A 16,089-nucleotide genomic window follows, 5' to 3' on the forward strand; every position below is an offset into this window, starting at 1 on the left:
TTAACCAGGCTGATTACTCAGGCTGCTTGCATGCCGATTACTCACGCTGCTTCGTGCCACCATTGCGTTCGCTGCAAAAATCCCGCAAAACGTTAGATAATACTGCGACTTACGCCTTAACGTCAAATATCGCATGCCTTCCAAGCCTAGCCTGATCCTCGCGTCCAGCTCGCGTTACCGCAAAGAACTGCTGTCGCGCCTGCGCCTGCCCTTTACGGCCATTTCTCCCGATGTAGACGAAACGCCACAGCCGGGTGAAACGCCCGCGGCGCTGGCTCTGCGCCTGTCGGTTGCCAAGGCCATGGCCGTGGCGGACAAGCACCCCGGCAGCCTCGTAATCGGATCGGACCAGGTTGCCACGATCGACGGGCAGCCGATCGGCAAGCCGGGGGATTTTCCGCGCGCCAAAGCCCAATTGCGCGCCCTGTCGGGGCAAATCGTGGAATTCCACAGCGCATTGGCGGTGACGGATGGCAAACGGGTGGAAAAAGCGGACATCATCACGCGATGCCATTTCCGCCAACTGTCGGACCACGCCATCGAGGCCTATTTGCGCGCCGAGGAACCCTACGATACCGCAGGCAGCGCCAAGGCGGAAAGCCTGGGCATCGCCTTGATGGAGAGCATCCAGAGCGACGATCCGACCGCGATTATCGGCCTGCCGTTGATCGAGCTGACGCGCATGCTGACGCGGTTCGGGCTGGATCCGCTGGACGCCCCCGGAGCGCCGGCATGAGCGGCGCGCTGCACCTGATTCCCGTCGGCCTGGGCGAGGCCCCGGCCGAGCGCTGGTTGCCCGCCGACGTCCGCGCGCTGGCCGGACGGCTGGACACCTACATCGCCGAGAACGCCAAGACGGCGCGCGCCTTCCTGAAGCTTATCGGCACCACCCTGCCGCTGCAGGAAATCACCATCCACACCCTGACCGACAAAATCGACGACGGCCAGATCAAGGCATGGCTGGCCCCGATCAAGAAAGGCGCGGAAATTGGACTGGTTTCCGAAGCCGGCTGCCCGGCGGTTGCCGATCCGGGCGCCAAGGTGGTGGACGCGGCCCATCGCCTGGGCCTGACCGTCAAGCCCTGGGTCGGCCCCTCTTCGATCCTGCTGGGCCTGATGGCCAGCGGCCTGGATGGGCAGCGATTCGCCTTCCACGGCTATGCCCCCGTGGACCCCGCCGAGCGCGCCAAACAGCTGCGAGCCTGGGAACAGCATTCGGCCAAGCACAACCAGACCCAGTTGCTGATCGAAACGCCGTATCGCAACGCCGCCATGTTCACCACCCTGCTGGCCTGCCTGAAAGGCGACACCAAGCTGTGCGTGGCCCGCTCGGTCACGACGGCCGACGAATGGATCGCGACGCACACCGTGGCCGACTGGAAAAAACGGCCCGCGCCCCTGTTGGACAAGCTGCCGACATTGTTCCTGTACCTGGCCCGCTGACCCGTATGCCCCGCCTGATTACCTCACTGCTGGCCACGGCAGTCCTGGCCGGCTGCGCCGCGCGCGGCCCCGCCGGACTGGACCTTGACACGTCCATCACCGCCGTCAGCCAGGCCAGCCGCGTCCGCAGCGTCGTCCTGCACTACACGACCGTCGACGATGCCACGTCGATGAAGCTGCTGTCCAAGGGCAAGGTCAGCGCGCACTACCTGATCAACGAGGACGGCCGCGCCTACCGCCTGGTCGACGAAACCCGTGCCGCATGGCACGCCGGCGCCGCCTCTTGGTATGGCAACATCGCGATGAACAGCACCTCCATCGGGGTCGAGATCGTCAACCCCGGCTGGACCGAGGGCGCGGACGGCAAGCCGCTTTGGCACGCCTACAACGACCGCCAGGTGCGCGCATTGACCTTGCTGCTGCGGGACATCATCCAGCGCCACGGCATCGCGCCCGAGAACGTGGTGGGCCACAGCGACATCGCGCCGCAACGCAAAGTGGATCCCGGCCCGCTATTCCCGTGGCAAACGCTGGCTGCGGCGGGCATCGGCCGCTGGTTCGACGAAACCGGCGCAGCCGCGCATCTGGCGCGCCTGCAGGCCGAAGGCGTGCCCGACGTTGCCTGGTTCCAGAAACAATTGCAGCGGCTGGGCTACGCCTGTCCGCAGGACGGCACCCTGGACCGCGCCACGATCAATACGCTGGCGGCATTTCAGATGCACTACCGGCCTGCCCTGCACGATGGCCAGCCGGACGCGGAAACCGCCGCCATCATGCTGGCGATGCCTTGAACGGGCCCACGTTAAGCGGCCTCGGCCTCGGCCCCGGCCCTGGCCCGGGCCTTTGACCGCGTCCAGCGCCCGCCAGCATCACGCCCGGCGCCGCCACCACGCCACGACCCGCCAGCCAAGCAGCACAGCCAGCACGGAGGCATACAGGAGCGGTTGCGCCAGATCGTTCTTGCCGGCTTTGTGCCACCAGTAGTGCAGCACCGCCAGCAGGCCGATCGCATAGACGGCGCGGTGCAATTGCTGCCAGCGCTTGCCCAGCCGGCGCATGGCCCACTGCGTGGAGGTGGCGGCCAGCGCCGTCATCAGCACAAAGGCGGCAAACCCGACGGTGATGAACGGGCGCTCCCCGATATCTTGCAGCATGGCCGCCGGGTCCAGCCCCCGGTCCCACCAGACCCAGGCCATGAAATGCATGGCCCCGTAGAAGAACGCGAATAGCCCGCACATCCGGCGCACCCGAACCAGCGCCGGTTGCCCGGTCAAGCGGCGCAACGGCGTGATCGCCAGTGTCACCAGCAGGCAGACCAACGTCCAGGTGCCGGACGACCGCGTCAGGAATTCGACCGGATTGGCGGTCAGCCCGTTGTTGAAGCCCAGCCAGATCCAGCGCAGGAACGGCGCCAGGCCAAGCAGAAACAGGAAGGGCTTGATCCGCCCCACCGCGCAAGCGGACAGCGGGGGCTTGGGCGGTGAAGCGGCCGCGGCGGGCGGCGAAGTGCCTTCAGGCATCGGTGAACCTCAGTAGTTCGCTTTCAGGTCCATGCCCTGGTAGAGCGACGCCACCTGCTCGCCATATCCGTTGAACATCAAGGTCTTGCGCTTCGGGGTGAACAGGCCGTCCTCGCCGATGCGGCGCTCGGTTGCCTGGCTCCAGCGTGGATGCGGGACAGTGGGGTTCACGTTGGCGTAGAAGCCGTATTCCTGCGGCGCCGCCTTGATCCAGGACGATACCGGCAGCTTTTCCACCAGCCGGATCTTGACCAGCGACTTCGCCGACTTGAAGCCATATTTCCACGGCACCGCCAGGCGCAGCGGGGCGCCATTCTGGTTGGGCAGGACCTTGCCGTACACCCCGAACACCAGCATCGCCAGCGGATTCATGGCCTCGTCGATGCGCAAGCCTTCGACGTAGGGCCACTCGAGGATGGCGGCGCGCACGCCCGGCATGTTCTCGCGCTGCACCGCCGTCACGAATTCCACATATTTGGCGTTGCCCGTGGGTTCAACCTGTTTCAGCAGTTCGGATACCGAGTAACCCACCCACGGAATCACCATGGACCAGCCCTCGACGCAGCGCAGGCGGTACACGCGCTCTTCCATGGGCGCCAGCTTGAGCAATTCCTCGATGGTGAAGGTGCGCGGCTTGGCGACCTCGCCTTCGACGCTGACCGTCCACGGGCGCGTCTGCAACTTGCCGGCATTCGCGGCGGGATCGCCCTTATCCACGCCGAACTCGTAGTAGTTGTTGTAGGACGTGACATCGGCCAGCGAGGTCTGCTTGTCCATGACGCTCAACGACGCATTCGGCTTGCCTGTCAGGGTACCGGCGCCCTGAGCGAAGGCGCTGCGCGCCGCCCAACCCGGCAAGCCGACGGCGGCGGCCGTCAGCCCGGCGCGCAGCATCAGCTCGCGCCGCGAGCGCCAGACGGCCTCGTCGGTGATTTCGGACGGAAGAATATCGGCGGGCTTGCGTATCAGCATCGTGGTCTCCGGTGTGGCGGCCCGTCCCTGACAGGCGCGCCCTGCGCAAGCCATAGACGTTGCGCCATCCCATGATATTCCGCGGCGGCAGCGCCGCGGCCGGGAACTTCCAGATTGACCCGCCGTGAAGCCGGACGTTCCCGTCCGACCGCGGGGTCAGGCGTCCGCGAAGACCCGCGGCAGGAGCCATTCGCGCACCAGGGGCACGCTGTCCAGCACCGCCTGCGGCGCGCAACCCTGCAGTTCCTTCAAGGTATGTGCGCCATAGGTCACGCCAAGGCCGTGGACGCCGGCGTTCGCCGCCATTTGGAGGTCGTGCGAGGTGTCGCCGATCATCACGACTCGCCCGGGATCGACGTCCAGTTCCTGCATCAGCTCCTGCAGCATCGCCGGGTGCGGCTTGCTGAAGGTTTCATCGGCGGTGCGGGTGGCGTCGAACAACGGCCCCAGGCCCGTCGCGGCCAGCGCTCGGGTCAGGCCGACCCGGCTCTTGCCCGTCGCGACAGCCAGGCGGACGTTCTGCCCTGCAAGTTCCGCCAGCAATTCTGGGATGCCGTCGAAAAGCCGCAGCTCGGGGTCGCGCAGCAGGTAATGGGTACGGTAGCGTTCCAGGAAGCGCGGCATCATTGCCTGCGTCAGTTCCGGCACGGCGCGGCGCAAGGCGCTTTCAAGGGACAGACCAATCACCCAACTGGCTTCGGATGCCGACGGCACCGCCAGTTCCAGGTCGCGGCAAGCCCCCTGGATGGCCGCCACGATGCTGTGCGTGGAATCCATCAAGGTGCCATCCCAGTCAAAAACGACCAGCGAATACGACGACATAATCAGACCGACTCCAGTTGTTTCAGTAGTTGCCGGCAGGCGGGAGGCAGCTCGGCGGTAAGGGTCATGGGCTCGCCCGTGGCCGGATGCGCCAAGGTGAGCTGGTGCGCGTGCAGGAACATTCGGCCGAAGCCCTTGCGGGCGAATTCAGCCCGAACGTCATCGTGACCGTATTTGTCGTCGCCCACGATGGGGAAGCCGCTGGCGGCCAGGTGCACCCGGATCTGGTGGGTGCGCCCCGTGCGCAACTCGGCATCGACCAGGCTGTAGCCGCCAAAACGCTGCTTGAGCGTGATGATGGTGTGCGCCGTCTGCCCGTCCGGATCCACCTTGACCCGGCGCTCGCCGGACTGCGTGGTCCATTTGGACAGGCCCAGCTTGATGTGCTGGCGGTCGTTCACCCAATCCCCTTCCACCAGCGCCAGATAGTGCTTATCGCCCTTGCCTTCCCGCAGCATGGCGTGCAGGGCCAGCAGCGCACTGCGCTTCTTGGCCACCATGAGCAGGCCCGAGGTCTCGCGGTCCAGCCGATGCACCAGTTCCAGAAACTTGGCCTCGGGGCGCGCGGCGCGCAGCTGTTCGATGACGCCGAACGACACGCCGCTGCCGCCGTGCACCGCCACGCCGGCGGGCTTGTCTACGACCAGCAGCGCATCGTCTTCGAACACGATCGGGAATTCGGCGCCCGGCACGGGCCGCGGCTTGCCGGGATCCGGCAACCGCAGCGGCGGAATGCGGACGACGTCGCCGGCCACGATGCGATAGTCGACCGAAATGCGTCCCTTATTCACGCGCACTTCGCCGCCACGGATGGCTTTGTAGATGTGGGTTTTGGGGACGCCCTTGCACAGGCGCATCAGGAAGTTGTCCAGACGCTGGCCAGCATGCTCGGCGTCGACCTCCACCATACGGACGGCGGGGGCGGCTTTAGAGGGGGATATGGGGGAGGAAGTTTCTTTGCGCATTGCGGAAAGCGACATATAATCGGGACAGCCTTAAGGGGCTGAACTAGCCGCCTGGCGTAGAGATGCAATTTAAATACGCAACTCCGTCGAGCGCGCGGGCCGCCATTGTACTGCCTGCTTATTCAACCCCTGGGTCTCTTGGTCGCCGGCGCAACCGCGCCCTGCCGGATAGTGGTGTGGCATTCACTTTGCCCGCTGTCCCAGCAGGTCCGTTGCATGCCGCAAGCGGCTCTGAAGCACTGCAAGAATCGTCGCATATTTAAAGCACCAGCTGCGTGTAGGCAACCAATCCGACCGCAACTGCCGTTCACAGCAATTTTTCCGTCAAACCACATTCAGTGAAGCTGACCCTCCTGCTGACAGAACCCCGTGCCCCACGGCACGACGTGCCCGCCTGACCCGCGGCGGATACGCCTGGGCGCCGCCCAGGTACGGTCCGCATTTCTTGCCCGCTTCAGCCGCAGCCCGAGTGACCCGAGGTCACGCGCCGATATCGGCGCGTCATGACAACGGAGAAACCCTCTCATGAAGCGCATGCTGTTCAATGCGACGCATCAGGAAGAATTACGCGTCGCAATCGTTGATGGGCAAAAACTCATCGACCTCGACATCGAGACTGCCGGCCGCGAACAACGCAAAGGCAACATCTACAAAGGTGTCATTACCCGGATCGAACCCGGCCTGGAAGCTTGCTTCGTCAACTACGGTGAAGACCGTCACGGCTTTCTGCCTTTCAAGGAAGTTGCTCGCAGCTTCTTCAAGGAAGGTGTAGATGTCCGTAGCGCCCGCATCCAGGACGCGTTGCGCGAAGGCCAGGAACTGATCGTTCAGGTTGAAAAGGAAGAGCGCGGCAACAAGGGCGCTGCCCTGACCACGTTCATCTCGCTGGCTGGCCGCTACCTGGTCCTGATGCCCAACAACCCCCGTGGCGGTGGCGTTTCGCGCCGCGTCGAGGGCGAAGACCGTCAGGAACTGCGCGACACGATGGAGCAGCTTGAGCTGCCCCAGGGCATGAGCATCATCGCCCGTACCGCCGGCATCGGCCGCAATGTCGAAGAGCTCCAGTGGGACTTGTCCTACCTGTTGCAGCTGTGGACCGCCATCGACGGCGCCGCCCGCGACAACTCCGCGCCGATCCTGATCTACCTGGAATCCAGCCTGGTCATCCGGGCCATCCGCGATTACTTCTCGCCCGAAATCGGCGAGATCCTGATCGATACCGACGAGATCGCCGACCAGGCCACCGCGTTCATGAGCGTGGTGATGCCGGACAACGTCCAGCGCGTCAAGCGCTACCGTGACGACATCCCGCTGTTCTCGCGGTTCCAGATCGAACACCAGATCGAAACGGCGTATTCGCGCACCGTGACGCTGCCCTCCGGCGGCGCCATCGTGATCGACCACACCGAAGCGCTGGTTTCCGTCGACGTGAACTCGGCCCGCTCCACGCGCGGCGCCGACATCGAGGAAACCGCGCTGCGCACGAACTCCGAAGCGGCCGACGAAGTGGCCCGCCAATTGCGCTTGCGCGACTTGGGCGGCCTGATCGTCATCGACTTCATCGACATGGAAGACAGCAAGAACCAGCGCGCCGTTGAACAGCGCCTGCGTGACGCCCTCCATTTCGACCGCGCCCGCGTGCAAATGGGCAAGATCTCGCGCTTCGGCCTGATGGAACTGTCGCGCCAGCGCCTGCGTCCGGCCCTGAACGAAGGCTCGCACATCACTTGCCCGCGTTGCAACGGCACCGGCGTGATCCGCGATGCCGAGTCCAGCGCCCTGCATGTCCTGCGCCTGCTGCAAGAAGAGGCGATGAAGGAAAACACCGCGGCGGTCCACGCCCAGGTGCCGGTCGACGTGGCCACCTACCTTCTGAACGAAAAGCGCGCCGACATCACCAAGATGGAAGCCCGCCTGAAGGTCAATCTGATGCTGATCCCGAACAAGCATCTGGAAACGCCGCACCACCACATCGAGCGCCTGCGTCACGACGATCCGCGCCTGGAAGAACTGAAGACCAGCTTCGAACTGGTTGAAGCCCCGGCCACGGACGCCCCCTGGCAGCCGCGCGAAAGCGAGATCAAGGCCCGTCCGGAAGCGCTGGTCAAGGGCATCACGCCCTCGCAGCCCGCGCCCGTTTCGACGCCTGCAGCACCGGTTGCCGCGCCTGCGGCGCCCGCCGCCGCAGGTGGCTTGGGTGGCCTGTTCAAGCGTTTGGTTGGCTGGCTGACCGGCAATGCCGACACCGCCAAGCCCGCCCCCGCCGCCCAGGAAGACAGCGCCAAGCGCGCCGCGTCCGGACGTGGCGGCAAGGGCCGCAGCGGCCATGACGGCCAGGAACGCCGTGGCGAACGGCACGGTTCGGACCGCAACCGCAACCGCCGTGGCGAATCGCGTGGCGAAGGCGCTGAAGGCAGCGAAGGTGGCCGCCATCACGTCCGTGGCAACCGCCGCCCTGAAGGCGAACGCGGCGAGCGCCAGGAACGTGGCGATCGCGGCAACCGCAACGAGCCGCGTGGCGAGCAGGCTGCGCAAGCGGCCCTGGCCGCCAACCGCCCCGACCAGGCTGACCAGGCCAATGGCGACGACACCGGCGCTGGCCGCAATCGCCGCCGCGGCCGTGGCCGTAACCGCCGCGAAGAAGGCCAGTCCGATACGCCGATGAGCGAACAGGAAAGCATGGTGGCCGCGCTGGCGCAAACCGTTGCGACTGCCCTGCCCGACAACAAGCCGGCTGCTGAAGCGGCACTGGACGCCACCGACGCCGCCGATCAGGGCGCTGATGGCATCCCGACCGCGGAAGGCGCCGAAGGCGCAGCCGATCCGGAACGCAAGCGCCGCCGCCGCCGCAGCCGCCGTGGCCGCCGCAGCCAGGACGAAGCCGGTCTGGCCGGTAGCGACGAGCAACTGGACGACGGTTCGGACGACGACACTGGCGAACAAGCCGAAGGCGTAGCGCCGCAAGCCGCTCCGGCGGCCCCGGTTGCCGCAGACCAGGCTGCTGACACGGCTCCGGCCCAGGCCGCTGAAGTTGCCCAGCCCGCCGCTACCGAAACCGCCCCGGTCCCGACGCAAGCCGTCCAGACCAAGGTGACGGACCAGGCGATCGAAGCCGCGCCGGCACGTGCCCAGGAAGCGATCCCAGTGGCCGCTGACGTGGCTGCTGACGTCGCTCAGGTTGAGGCCCAGCCGGTCGAACCCCAGAAGGCCGAACCGGTGCAAGCCGCCGAACCCGCCGTGGCCACGCCCGTGCAAACGGTCGCCACCCAGGTGACGCAACCCATCGCGGTAGAGCCGGCCAGCCAGGTGTCGGCGCCCGTTGCCCCGACGCAAGAGCCCGTCGAAGCCGCGGTCGTGGAACCCGTCGTGACGGCGCCCGCGCCGGCGGTTGAAGCGGCTCCTGCCGCGCCTGCACCGGCCGCCGCTCCGGCGCCCTCGCAGCAGCCCATCGTGGTGCCGGCAACGGCACCCACGGCCAAGGCCCAAGCCTTGCACGACGTGGTCAATGCCGCAGGCCTGAAGTGGGTGGAAACCGATCCGGACCGCCACGCCCAGACCCAGTTGCGCATCGCCGCCGCGCATACGCCGACCCGCCTGGGCCGCGAACGCAAGCCGGTTGCGACGGTCTCGAACGAACCGCTGGTTCAAGTCGAAACGCGCTCCTAAGCCGCCCGTGCGACGAAAAGCCCCCATCGAATGATGGGGGCTTTTTTTTGCCTGCCGACGTCAACGGCGGGCTTCTCGACACCAGAGGTTTGGACAAAAAAAAGCCCTCGACATCGAGGGCTTTGATCGGTCCGAACGCTTGCGATCAGAACTGGTACGTGTACGTCAGCTGAACCACGTCCAGGCCCGGATTCGGGCGCTTGATGCTGGCGTTGGAAAAGTGCGAATAGCGCACGCCGATACGGTTGTTCGGAGTCAGCAGGAAACCCATGCCGATGTGGTCGCCGAACTGGAAGGCGGTGCTGATGTTCTCGTTGGCGAAGCGCGTGCTGGAGAACACCGTCGCGCCGATACCCGCTTCGAGGTAGAAGCGCTCGCCCGTCCACCAGCGGAACATCGGGATGGCATTCAATTGCCAGACATGGCCCGGCGAACGCGAACCGTCTGCCCACCAGTAGGACGCGCCGATTTCAGGCGTCAGGTCCAGGCGGCCCCAATTGCCACCGAACTGATGCGTCCAGATGGAAGGGGTTTCGTAGTTCAAGGTGATGCGCTGATAGTGGTCGCCAATGCCGTAATGCATGCTGACGCCGCCTTGCGTGCCCTCAGAGGATTGCGCACTGGCCAAGGTAGCTGCTCCGGCAAGAGCCACACCGACAAGGCGCGTAAGCATTTTCTTCTTGATGGACAGCATAGGTAACTCCGTGATTTCTGGTCTAACCGGCAACATAGCAAAATCCGGGCCGCATGGCTTGACGATTGTCGCAATATGGCAACAATTCGCGGTGGAAAACACTGTTCCGAAAAAGACACTCACACTCGATACAAGCACGAGGTCCGCCGTGCAACGATTTCACCTGACAACCCAATGAAAATGCCGTCGAAGGCAGAGCCCTTGACGGCATTTTTCCCGGTTTCGAAAACGCGTCGAAACGCGCCCGAAAGCGGGGGATCAGGCGGTAACGACGTCTGCCGGCTGGTTGGTCAGCAACGCCAAGAGGCGAGCGATTTCCTCGCGCAGCTGGCGACGGTCGATAACCATATCGATGGCACCCTTCTGCAACAGGAACTCGGCGCGCTGAAAGCCTTCGGGGAGCTTCTCGCGAACGGTCTGTTCGATCACGCGCGGGCCGGCAAAGCCGATCAGCGCCTTGGGTTCAGCGATGACCACGTCGCCCATGAAAGCAAAACTGGCCGACACGCCGCCCATGGTGGGGTCGGTCAGGACGCTGATGAACGGCAGGCCCGCCGCCGACAGGCGCGTGAGCATGGCGTTGGTCTTGGCCATCTGCATCAACGACAGCAGGCTTTCCTGCATGCGCGCGCCACCAGAGGCGGCCACGCAGATGAACGCGGTCTTGTTGTCCAGGGCCGCCTGGGCGCCGCGCGCAAAGCGCTCGCCCACCACGGACCCCATCGATCCGCCCATGAATTCGAACTCGAAACACGCCAGGGTGGCCGGCACGCCACGGATCGAGCCGCTCATGACCACCATTGCATCGGTTTCACCGGTTTGCTTGACGGCCTCTTGCAGGCGCTCGGGGTACTTGCGGGTGTCCTTGAACTTCAGCGTGTCCACGGAGCGCGTGGTCTGGCCGATTTCGACGCGGCCTTCCATGTCCAGCAGCGAATCGATGCGGGCGCGGGCGCCGATGCGCATGTGGTGGTCGCACTTCGGGCACACGTGAAGATTGGCCGCCAAGTCTTCGCTATACAGCACCGATTCGCACGACGGGCATTTCACCCAAAGGCCTTCGGGAACGCGGCGCGCGCCGCTGTCGCTGGTTTTATTGATGCGAGGAGGCAGGAGTTTTTCGATCCAGCTCATTGATGTTTCATCCCGTATGAGGTCGCGCCCGCCGTTCAGGCCGACGCGTCTTCTCGTTTTACTTGATCCAGCGCTTGCCGGATGGTGCGCAGCCAACCGCTGGCGGCGGTGACTGCAGCGTCGGTTTTCTGGGCAGCCGGGGCGTCAGCCACCGCCTGCTCCATCGTTTCAATCAGTTTGCTGCCGATGACGACTGCATCGGCCACTCGCGCCACGCGCTGGGCGCTTTCGGCATCGCGGATACCGAACCCGACGCCCACCGGAATGTCGCGCACATGGCGGCGGATGACCGCCACGCGCTCGGCCACGTCGTCGGTGTTCAGCGAGCCCGCGCCCGTGACGCCCTTGAGCGACACGTAGTACACATAGCCGCGCGCGACTTCCGCCACGGCCTGGATGCGCGCCTCGGTGGAGGTGGGAGCCAGCAGGAAGATGGGGGCAATGCCGTGCTCGCCCAAGGTCGCGGCGAACTCGATGACTTCTTCAGGCGGATAGTCCACCACCAGCACGCCGTCCACCCCGGCCTTTTCGGCATTCACGGCAAAAGCGGTCTGGCCCATGCGTTCGATCGGGTTGGCGTAACCCATCAGCACCACGGGGGTGGAGGTGTCGCGCTGGCGGAATTCAGCGACCAATTCCAGCACGCGGGCCAGGCCCACGCCCTGCGCGATGGCGCGGTCGGCGGCGCGTTGGATCACGGGGCCATCGGCCATGGGATCCGAGAACGGCACGCCCAGTTCGATGACGTCGGCACCGGCCTCGACCAAGGCGTGCATCAGGGGAACGGTGGCGGCGGGCGAAGGATCGCCTGCCGCGATGTAGGGGATCAGCGCCGCGGCACGGCCGGATTCGGCGGTGCGCGCAAAGGCGGCAGCGATGCGATCGGTGCGAGTTGTCATGTTTTAGAGTTCGATACCGGCACGTTCGGCGACGGTATGCATGTCTTTGTCGCCACGGCCCGACAAATTGACCAGGATGACCTTGTCGCGCGGCAGCGTGGCGGCCATTTTCGCGGCTTGCGCGATGGCGTGCGAGGACTCAAGCGCCGGCATGATGCCTTCGATGCGGCAGCAGTCGTGGAACGCCTTCAGGGCCTCATCGTCGGTGATTCCGGCGTATTCCGCGCGGCCGGTGTCTTTCAGCCAGGCATGTTCCGGGCCGACGCCGGGGTAGTCCAGGCCGGCGGAGACGGAATGGGTTTCCTGGACCTGGCCATCGGCATCCTGCATGACGTAGGTGCGGTTGCCATGCAGCACGCCCACCTGGCCGGCGGCCAGCGATGCGGCGTGCTTGCCGCTGTCCATGCCCTCGCCCGCCGCTTCAACGCCGATAAGGCGCACGTTTTCGTAGGGGATATAGGGATGGAAGATGCCCATGGCGTTGGAGCCGCCGCCCACGGCCGCCACGACGTAGTCGGGCTGGCGGCCGATGGCTTCGGGCATCTGCGTCAGGCATTCGTTGCCGATGACGGTCTGGAAGTCGCGCACCATGCGGGGATAGGGGTCGGGACCCGCCACCGTGCCGATGATGTAGAAGGTGTTTTCGATGTTGGTGACCCAGTCGCGCATGGCTTCGTTCAGCGCATCTTTCAGGGTGCGCGAACCGGACGTGACCGGGACCACCGTGGCGCCCAGCAGTTTCATGCGGTAGACGTTCGACGCCTGGCGGCGGATATCTTCGCTGCCCATGTAGACCACGCATTCCATGCCGTAGCGGGCTGCCACCGTGGCGGTGGCCACGCCGTGCTGGCCAGCGCCGGTTTCGGCGATGACGCGCGGCTTGCCCATGCGCTTGGCCAACAGGGCCTGACCGATGCAGTTGTTGACCTTGTGCGCGCCGGTGTGGTTCAGGTCTTCGCGCTTGAACCAGATCTGGGCGCCGCCCAGCATTTCAGACCAGCGGCGGGCATGGTAGACCGGGCTGGGCCGGCCCACGAAATGCTTGAGTTCGTAGTTGAACTCTTCCAGGAAGGCCGGGTCGACACGGTAATGGTCATAGGCGGCACGCAGCTCGTCGAGCGCGTGCATCAGCGTTTCTGCCACGAAAACACCGCCATAAGGGCCGAAATGGCCCTTGGCATCCGGAAAGTCGTAAGGTTTCACCAAGCATCTCCCCCGGTATCGCGGCAGGCCACTGCCGGCCGCAAATCCGGTTTGCAACCCGTCATTTTACCTGACCCGGGCGCAGCCGGGGGCGGGAAGCCCCTGCCCCGGCCGCCCCCGCACGGCGCCTAGAGCGATTGGCCCAGGCGGCGCAAGAAGGTCTCGCACGAGGCCATCTGGTCCAGGGCGACATATTCGTCGGGCTTGTGGGCCTGTTCGATATGGCCGGGGCCGCAGACGACGGTGGGAATGCCAATGCCCTGGAACAGGCCGGCTTCGGTGCCGTACGCCACCTTGCGGGTGGTCCGGTCTTCGGTCAACGCGCGCACCAATTGGGTGATGGCGGCCTCTTCCGAGGCTTCCAGGGCAGGCGCCGCGGCACCGGTTTCGATCTCGATACTGGCGCCGTCGAATTCTGCTTTCATGCGCGGCAAGAGCTCATCGCGCACGTATTTTTCAACTTCGGCCTGGATCTCGTCGGGCTGCATGCCCGGCAGATTGCGGAATTCGTAGGTGAATTCGCACAATTCGGGAATGGTGTTGACCGCGATGCCGCCCCGGATCTGGTTGGTGGTCATCGTGGAGAACGGCACATCGTAGAACTGGTCGTAAGGGCCGTTGGCCTTGAAGCTGTCGGCTAGGTCGCGGATGCGGCAGATCAGGCGGGCGGCGTATTCGATGGCGTTGCAGCCGCGCGGGGTCAGGGACGAGTGCGCAGCCTTGCCGTGCACCTTGCAACGGAAAAGGTTGATGCCCTTGTGGGCCACGACCACCTGCATGCCCGTGGGTTCGCCCACCACGCAGCCTTCGGGGCGAATGCCGCGTTCCAGCAGATCGGCCAGCATGTACGGGGCGCCGGCGCAGCCGACTTCCTCGTCATAGGAGAACGCCAGATGGATCGGCTTCTTGCGCGGCATGGCCAGGAATTCCGGCACCAGGGCCAGCGAACCGGCGATGAAGCCCTTCATGTCGCAGGCGCCACGCCCATAGAGAAGCCCGTCTTTTTCGACGAGCTTGAACGGGTCCGTGCTCCAGTCCTGGCCGTCCACCGGCACCACGTCCGTATGGCCGGACAGGACGATACCGCCCTGCTGGTTGCCGTCTTGCGCCGGCAAGGTGGCGAACAGGTTGGCCTTGGTGCGCTCGGGGTTGTGCGCCAGCCATGCGTCCACGCCCTGGCCCTTGAGCCAATCACGGACGGTTTCGATCAGGGCAAGATTGGAATTGCGGCTGGTGGTATCGAAACCCACCAGCGTTTCCAGCCAGGTGCGCGCGTTCATGTCACTTCTCTTTGGGGGGAAAAGGGACAAGTGTAAAGCCAGGAAGCGCCCGCGTCTTGGACGGCACGGCGGACCGTTCACCGGTTAAGCGCCTAGAATGTCGCCGGATCGATTACGCCCCCAAGGAGAAACCGTGCAGCACAAAGCAGTCCCCACACGCAACATCGTGGCCGCAGTCATAGGCAACGCCCTCGAATGGTATGACTTCCTGGTGTTCGCGTTCATGACGCCGATCATCGCCAAGCTGTTCTTCCCTACAGACCCCAACCTGCCCGGCAGCGAACTGAACGCCATCCTGATGACGACGGCGATCTTCGGCGTGGGCTTTTTCATGCGCCCGGTCGGCGGCATCATCCTGGGCATGTACGGCGACAAGAAGGGCCGTAAGGCCGCGATGGTCATGGTGACATCGCTGATGGCCGTGTCCATCGCGCTGATCACGGTGGCCCCGACTTACCACGCCGCCGGCATCCTGGCCCCGATCTTCATCCTGATCGCGCGCCTGCTGCAAGGCTTCTCGGCGGGTGGCGAGTTCGGCACGTCGACGGCCCTGTTGATCGAAATGGCCCCCAACGGCAAACGCGGCTTCTACGGGTCGTGGCAAATGGCCGGCCAGATGCTGGCGCTGCTGATCGGCGCGGCCTGCGGCACGTTGATCACCGAGTTCTTCACGCAAGAGCAGATTGCCGCCTGGGCATGGCGCATTCCGTTTGCCTTCGGCCTGGTGATTGTTCCCATCGCGATCTATATCCGCAAGAACATCGACGAAACCGACGTCTTCAAGAAGATGCAGGAAGAAGACCGCCAGGCCGCCGCGCGCGGTGAAGTGCAGCGCCTGAGCCTGGTTCAGATGGTCAAGACCCACACGCGCGAAACGATGATCGGCGTGGGCCTGGTCGTGACCGCGACGGTGTCCATCTACATCACCTTCACGTACCTGGTGACGTATTCCACGCAGATCCTGAAGCTGCCGATGAAGGACACCTTCATGGTGCAGATGGCCGGCGCGGCGCTGATGGTGCTGATGACCCCGTTCATGGGCGCCTGGTCGGACCGCATCGGCCGCCGCCCGCTGGTGATCGGGTCGCTGATCGGCTACCTGATCGTGCTGTACCCGCTGTACTACTGGCTGTCGGACGCGCCGTCGATCGGCCGCCTGCTGACGGTGCAGATCGTGGTGTGCTTCTTCGTGTCGGCCTTCTTTGGCGTCTTCAGCACGGTGATGGCGGAGCTGTTCCCGGCGCGCGTGCGCTCCGTGGGCCTGTCTCTTGCCTATAACGTGGCCGTGATGATCTTCGGCGGCTTCGCGCAATTCATCGTGACGTGGCTGATCAAGACCACCGGTTCGCCGATGGCGCCGGCCTACTACGTGATGTTCGGCGTGGCGCTGGGCCTGATCGCCTCGTTCTTCATGCGCGAACGCGCACACGAGAACCTGGACCACTGACGCCGGATTCCCCCCGGGCCACCGCCCGGGGGCTGTCCTAACGG

14 protein-coding genes are annotated in these 16,089 nt (G+C 65.1%); 5 read left to right on the plus strand and 9 right to left on the minus strand.

Annotated elements, in window-relative coordinates; genetic code table 11:
- Positions 1-133: 133 nt before the first annotated feature.
- Genes CQ050_RS01665 through CQ050_RS01675 form a run of 3 tightly spaced genes read left to right on the plus strand, consistent with a single transcriptional unit; the run spans position 134 to position 2,234 of the window.
- On the plus strand, positions 134-736 hold the full coding sequence (locus tag CQ050_RS01665; RefSeq protein ID WP_105555106.1) for a Maf-like protein: 603 nt from the start codon (positions 134-136) through the stop codon (positions 734-736).
- Positions 733-1,443: an SAM-dependent methyltransferase gene (locus tag CQ050_RS01670; protein WP_105555107.1), complete on the plus strand. Its 711-nt coding sequence runs from the start codon at positions 733-735 to the stop codon at positions 1,441-1,443. The genes CQ050_RS01665 and CQ050_RS01670 overlap by 4 nt, the downstream gene beginning before the upstream one ends.
- Before the next feature lie 5 nt (positions 1,444-1,448).
- A complete protein-coding gene (locus CQ050_RS01675) occupies positions 1,449-2,234 on the plus strand; it encodes an N-acetylmuramoyl-L-alanine amidase (RefSeq protein ID WP_105555108.1) in 786 nt (261 codons plus the stop codon).
- Positions 2,235-2,312: 78 nt separating this feature from the next.
- Here CQ050_RS01675 and msrQ read toward each other — a convergent pair whose 3' ends face one another.
- The 4 genes from msrQ to CQ050_RS01695 form a co-directional block, all read right to left on the minus strand.
- Positions 2,313-2,963, minus strand: a complete 651-nt coding sequence (gene msrQ / locus CQ050_RS01680; RefSeq protein WP_105555109.1) for a protein-methionine-sulfoxide reductase heme-binding subunit MsrQ — start codon at positions 2,961-2,963, stop codon at positions 2,313-2,315.
- A gap of 9 nt (positions 2,964-2,972) precedes the next feature.
- Positions 2,973-3,935, minus strand: a complete 963-nt coding sequence (gene msrP / locus CQ050_RS01685) for a protein-methionine-sulfoxide reductase catalytic subunit MsrP (RefSeq protein ID WP_105555110.1) — start codon at positions 3,933-3,935, stop codon at positions 2,973-2,975.
- Positions 3,936-4,091: 156 nt separating this feature from the next.
- Positions 4,092-4,757 carry an HAD family hydrolase gene (locus CQ050_RS01690; protein WP_105555111.1) on the minus strand — a complete coding sequence of 222 codons (666 nt, stop codon included), beginning with the start codon at positions 4,755-4,757 and terminating at the stop codon, positions 4,092-4,094.
- A gap of 2 nt (positions 4,758-4,759) precedes the next feature.
- The gene (locus tag CQ050_RS01695) at positions 4,760-5,722 is read right to left on the minus strand and encodes an RluA family pseudouridine synthase (protein WP_199196710.1); all 963 of its coding nucleotides are present in this window, start codon (positions 5,720-5,722) and stop codon (positions 4,760-4,762) included.
- A gap of 525 nt (positions 5,723-6,247) precedes the next feature.
- On the opposite strand from CQ050_RS01695, the gene CQ050_RS01700 reads away from it, so the two are divergent.
- Positions 6,248-9,388 (plus strand): Rne/Rng family ribonuclease, encoded by a 3,141-nt coding sequence (locus tag CQ050_RS01700; RefSeq protein ID WP_105555113.1) that lies wholly within the window; start codon positions 6,248-6,250, stop codon positions 9,386-9,388.
- A gap of 145 nt (positions 9,389-9,533) precedes the next feature.
- Here the strand turns inward: CQ050_RS01700 and CQ050_RS01705 are convergent, their stop codons facing one another.
- The 5 genes from CQ050_RS01705 to argE form a co-directional block, all read right to left on the minus strand.
- On the minus strand, positions 9,534-10,082 hold the full coding sequence (locus CQ050_RS01705; RefSeq protein WP_105555114.1) for an acyloxyacyl hydrolase: 549 nt from the start codon (positions 10,080-10,082) through the stop codon (positions 9,534-9,536).
- A gap of 258 nt (positions 10,083-10,340) precedes the next feature.
- The gene (gene accD / locus CQ050_RS01710; protein ID WP_105555115.1) at positions 10,341-11,216 is read right to left on the minus strand and encodes an acetyl-CoA carboxylase, carboxyltransferase subunit beta; all 876 of its coding nucleotides are present in this window, start codon (positions 11,214-11,216) and stop codon (positions 10,341-10,343) included.
- A gap of 35 nt (positions 11,217-11,251) precedes the next feature.
- Positions 11,252-12,115 (minus strand): tryptophan synthase subunit alpha, encoded by an 864-nt coding sequence (gene trpA / locus CQ050_RS01715; protein ID WP_105555116.1) that lies wholly within the window; start codon positions 12,113-12,115, stop codon positions 11,252-11,254.
- Positions 12,116-12,118: 3 nt separating this feature from the next.
- Positions 12,119-13,318, minus strand: a complete 1,200-nt coding sequence (gene trpB / locus CQ050_RS01720) for a tryptophan synthase subunit beta (RefSeq protein WP_105555557.1) — start codon at positions 13,316-13,318, stop codon at positions 12,119-12,121.
- Between the two features lie 128 nt (positions 13,319-13,446).
- Positions 13,447-14,598: an acetylornithine deacetylase gene (gene argE / locus CQ050_RS01725; RefSeq protein WP_105555117.1), complete on the minus strand. Its 1,152-nt coding sequence runs from the start codon at positions 14,596-14,598 to the stop codon at positions 13,447-13,449.
- A gap of 133 nt (positions 14,599-14,731) precedes the next feature.
- Between argE and CQ050_RS01730 the strand changes: the two genes are divergently transcribed.
- Positions 14,732-16,045, plus strand: a complete 1,314-nt coding sequence (locus CQ050_RS01730) for an MFS transporter (RefSeq protein WP_105555118.1) — start codon at positions 14,732-14,734, stop codon at positions 16,043-16,045.
- Positions 16,046-16,089: the final 44 nt, after the last annotated feature.

The sequence above is a fragment of the Achromobacter sp. MYb9 genome (assembly GCF_002975275.1).
Taxonomy (GTDB): Bacteria; Pseudomonadota; Gammaproteobacteria; order Burkholderiales; family Burkholderiaceae_B; genus Achromobacter.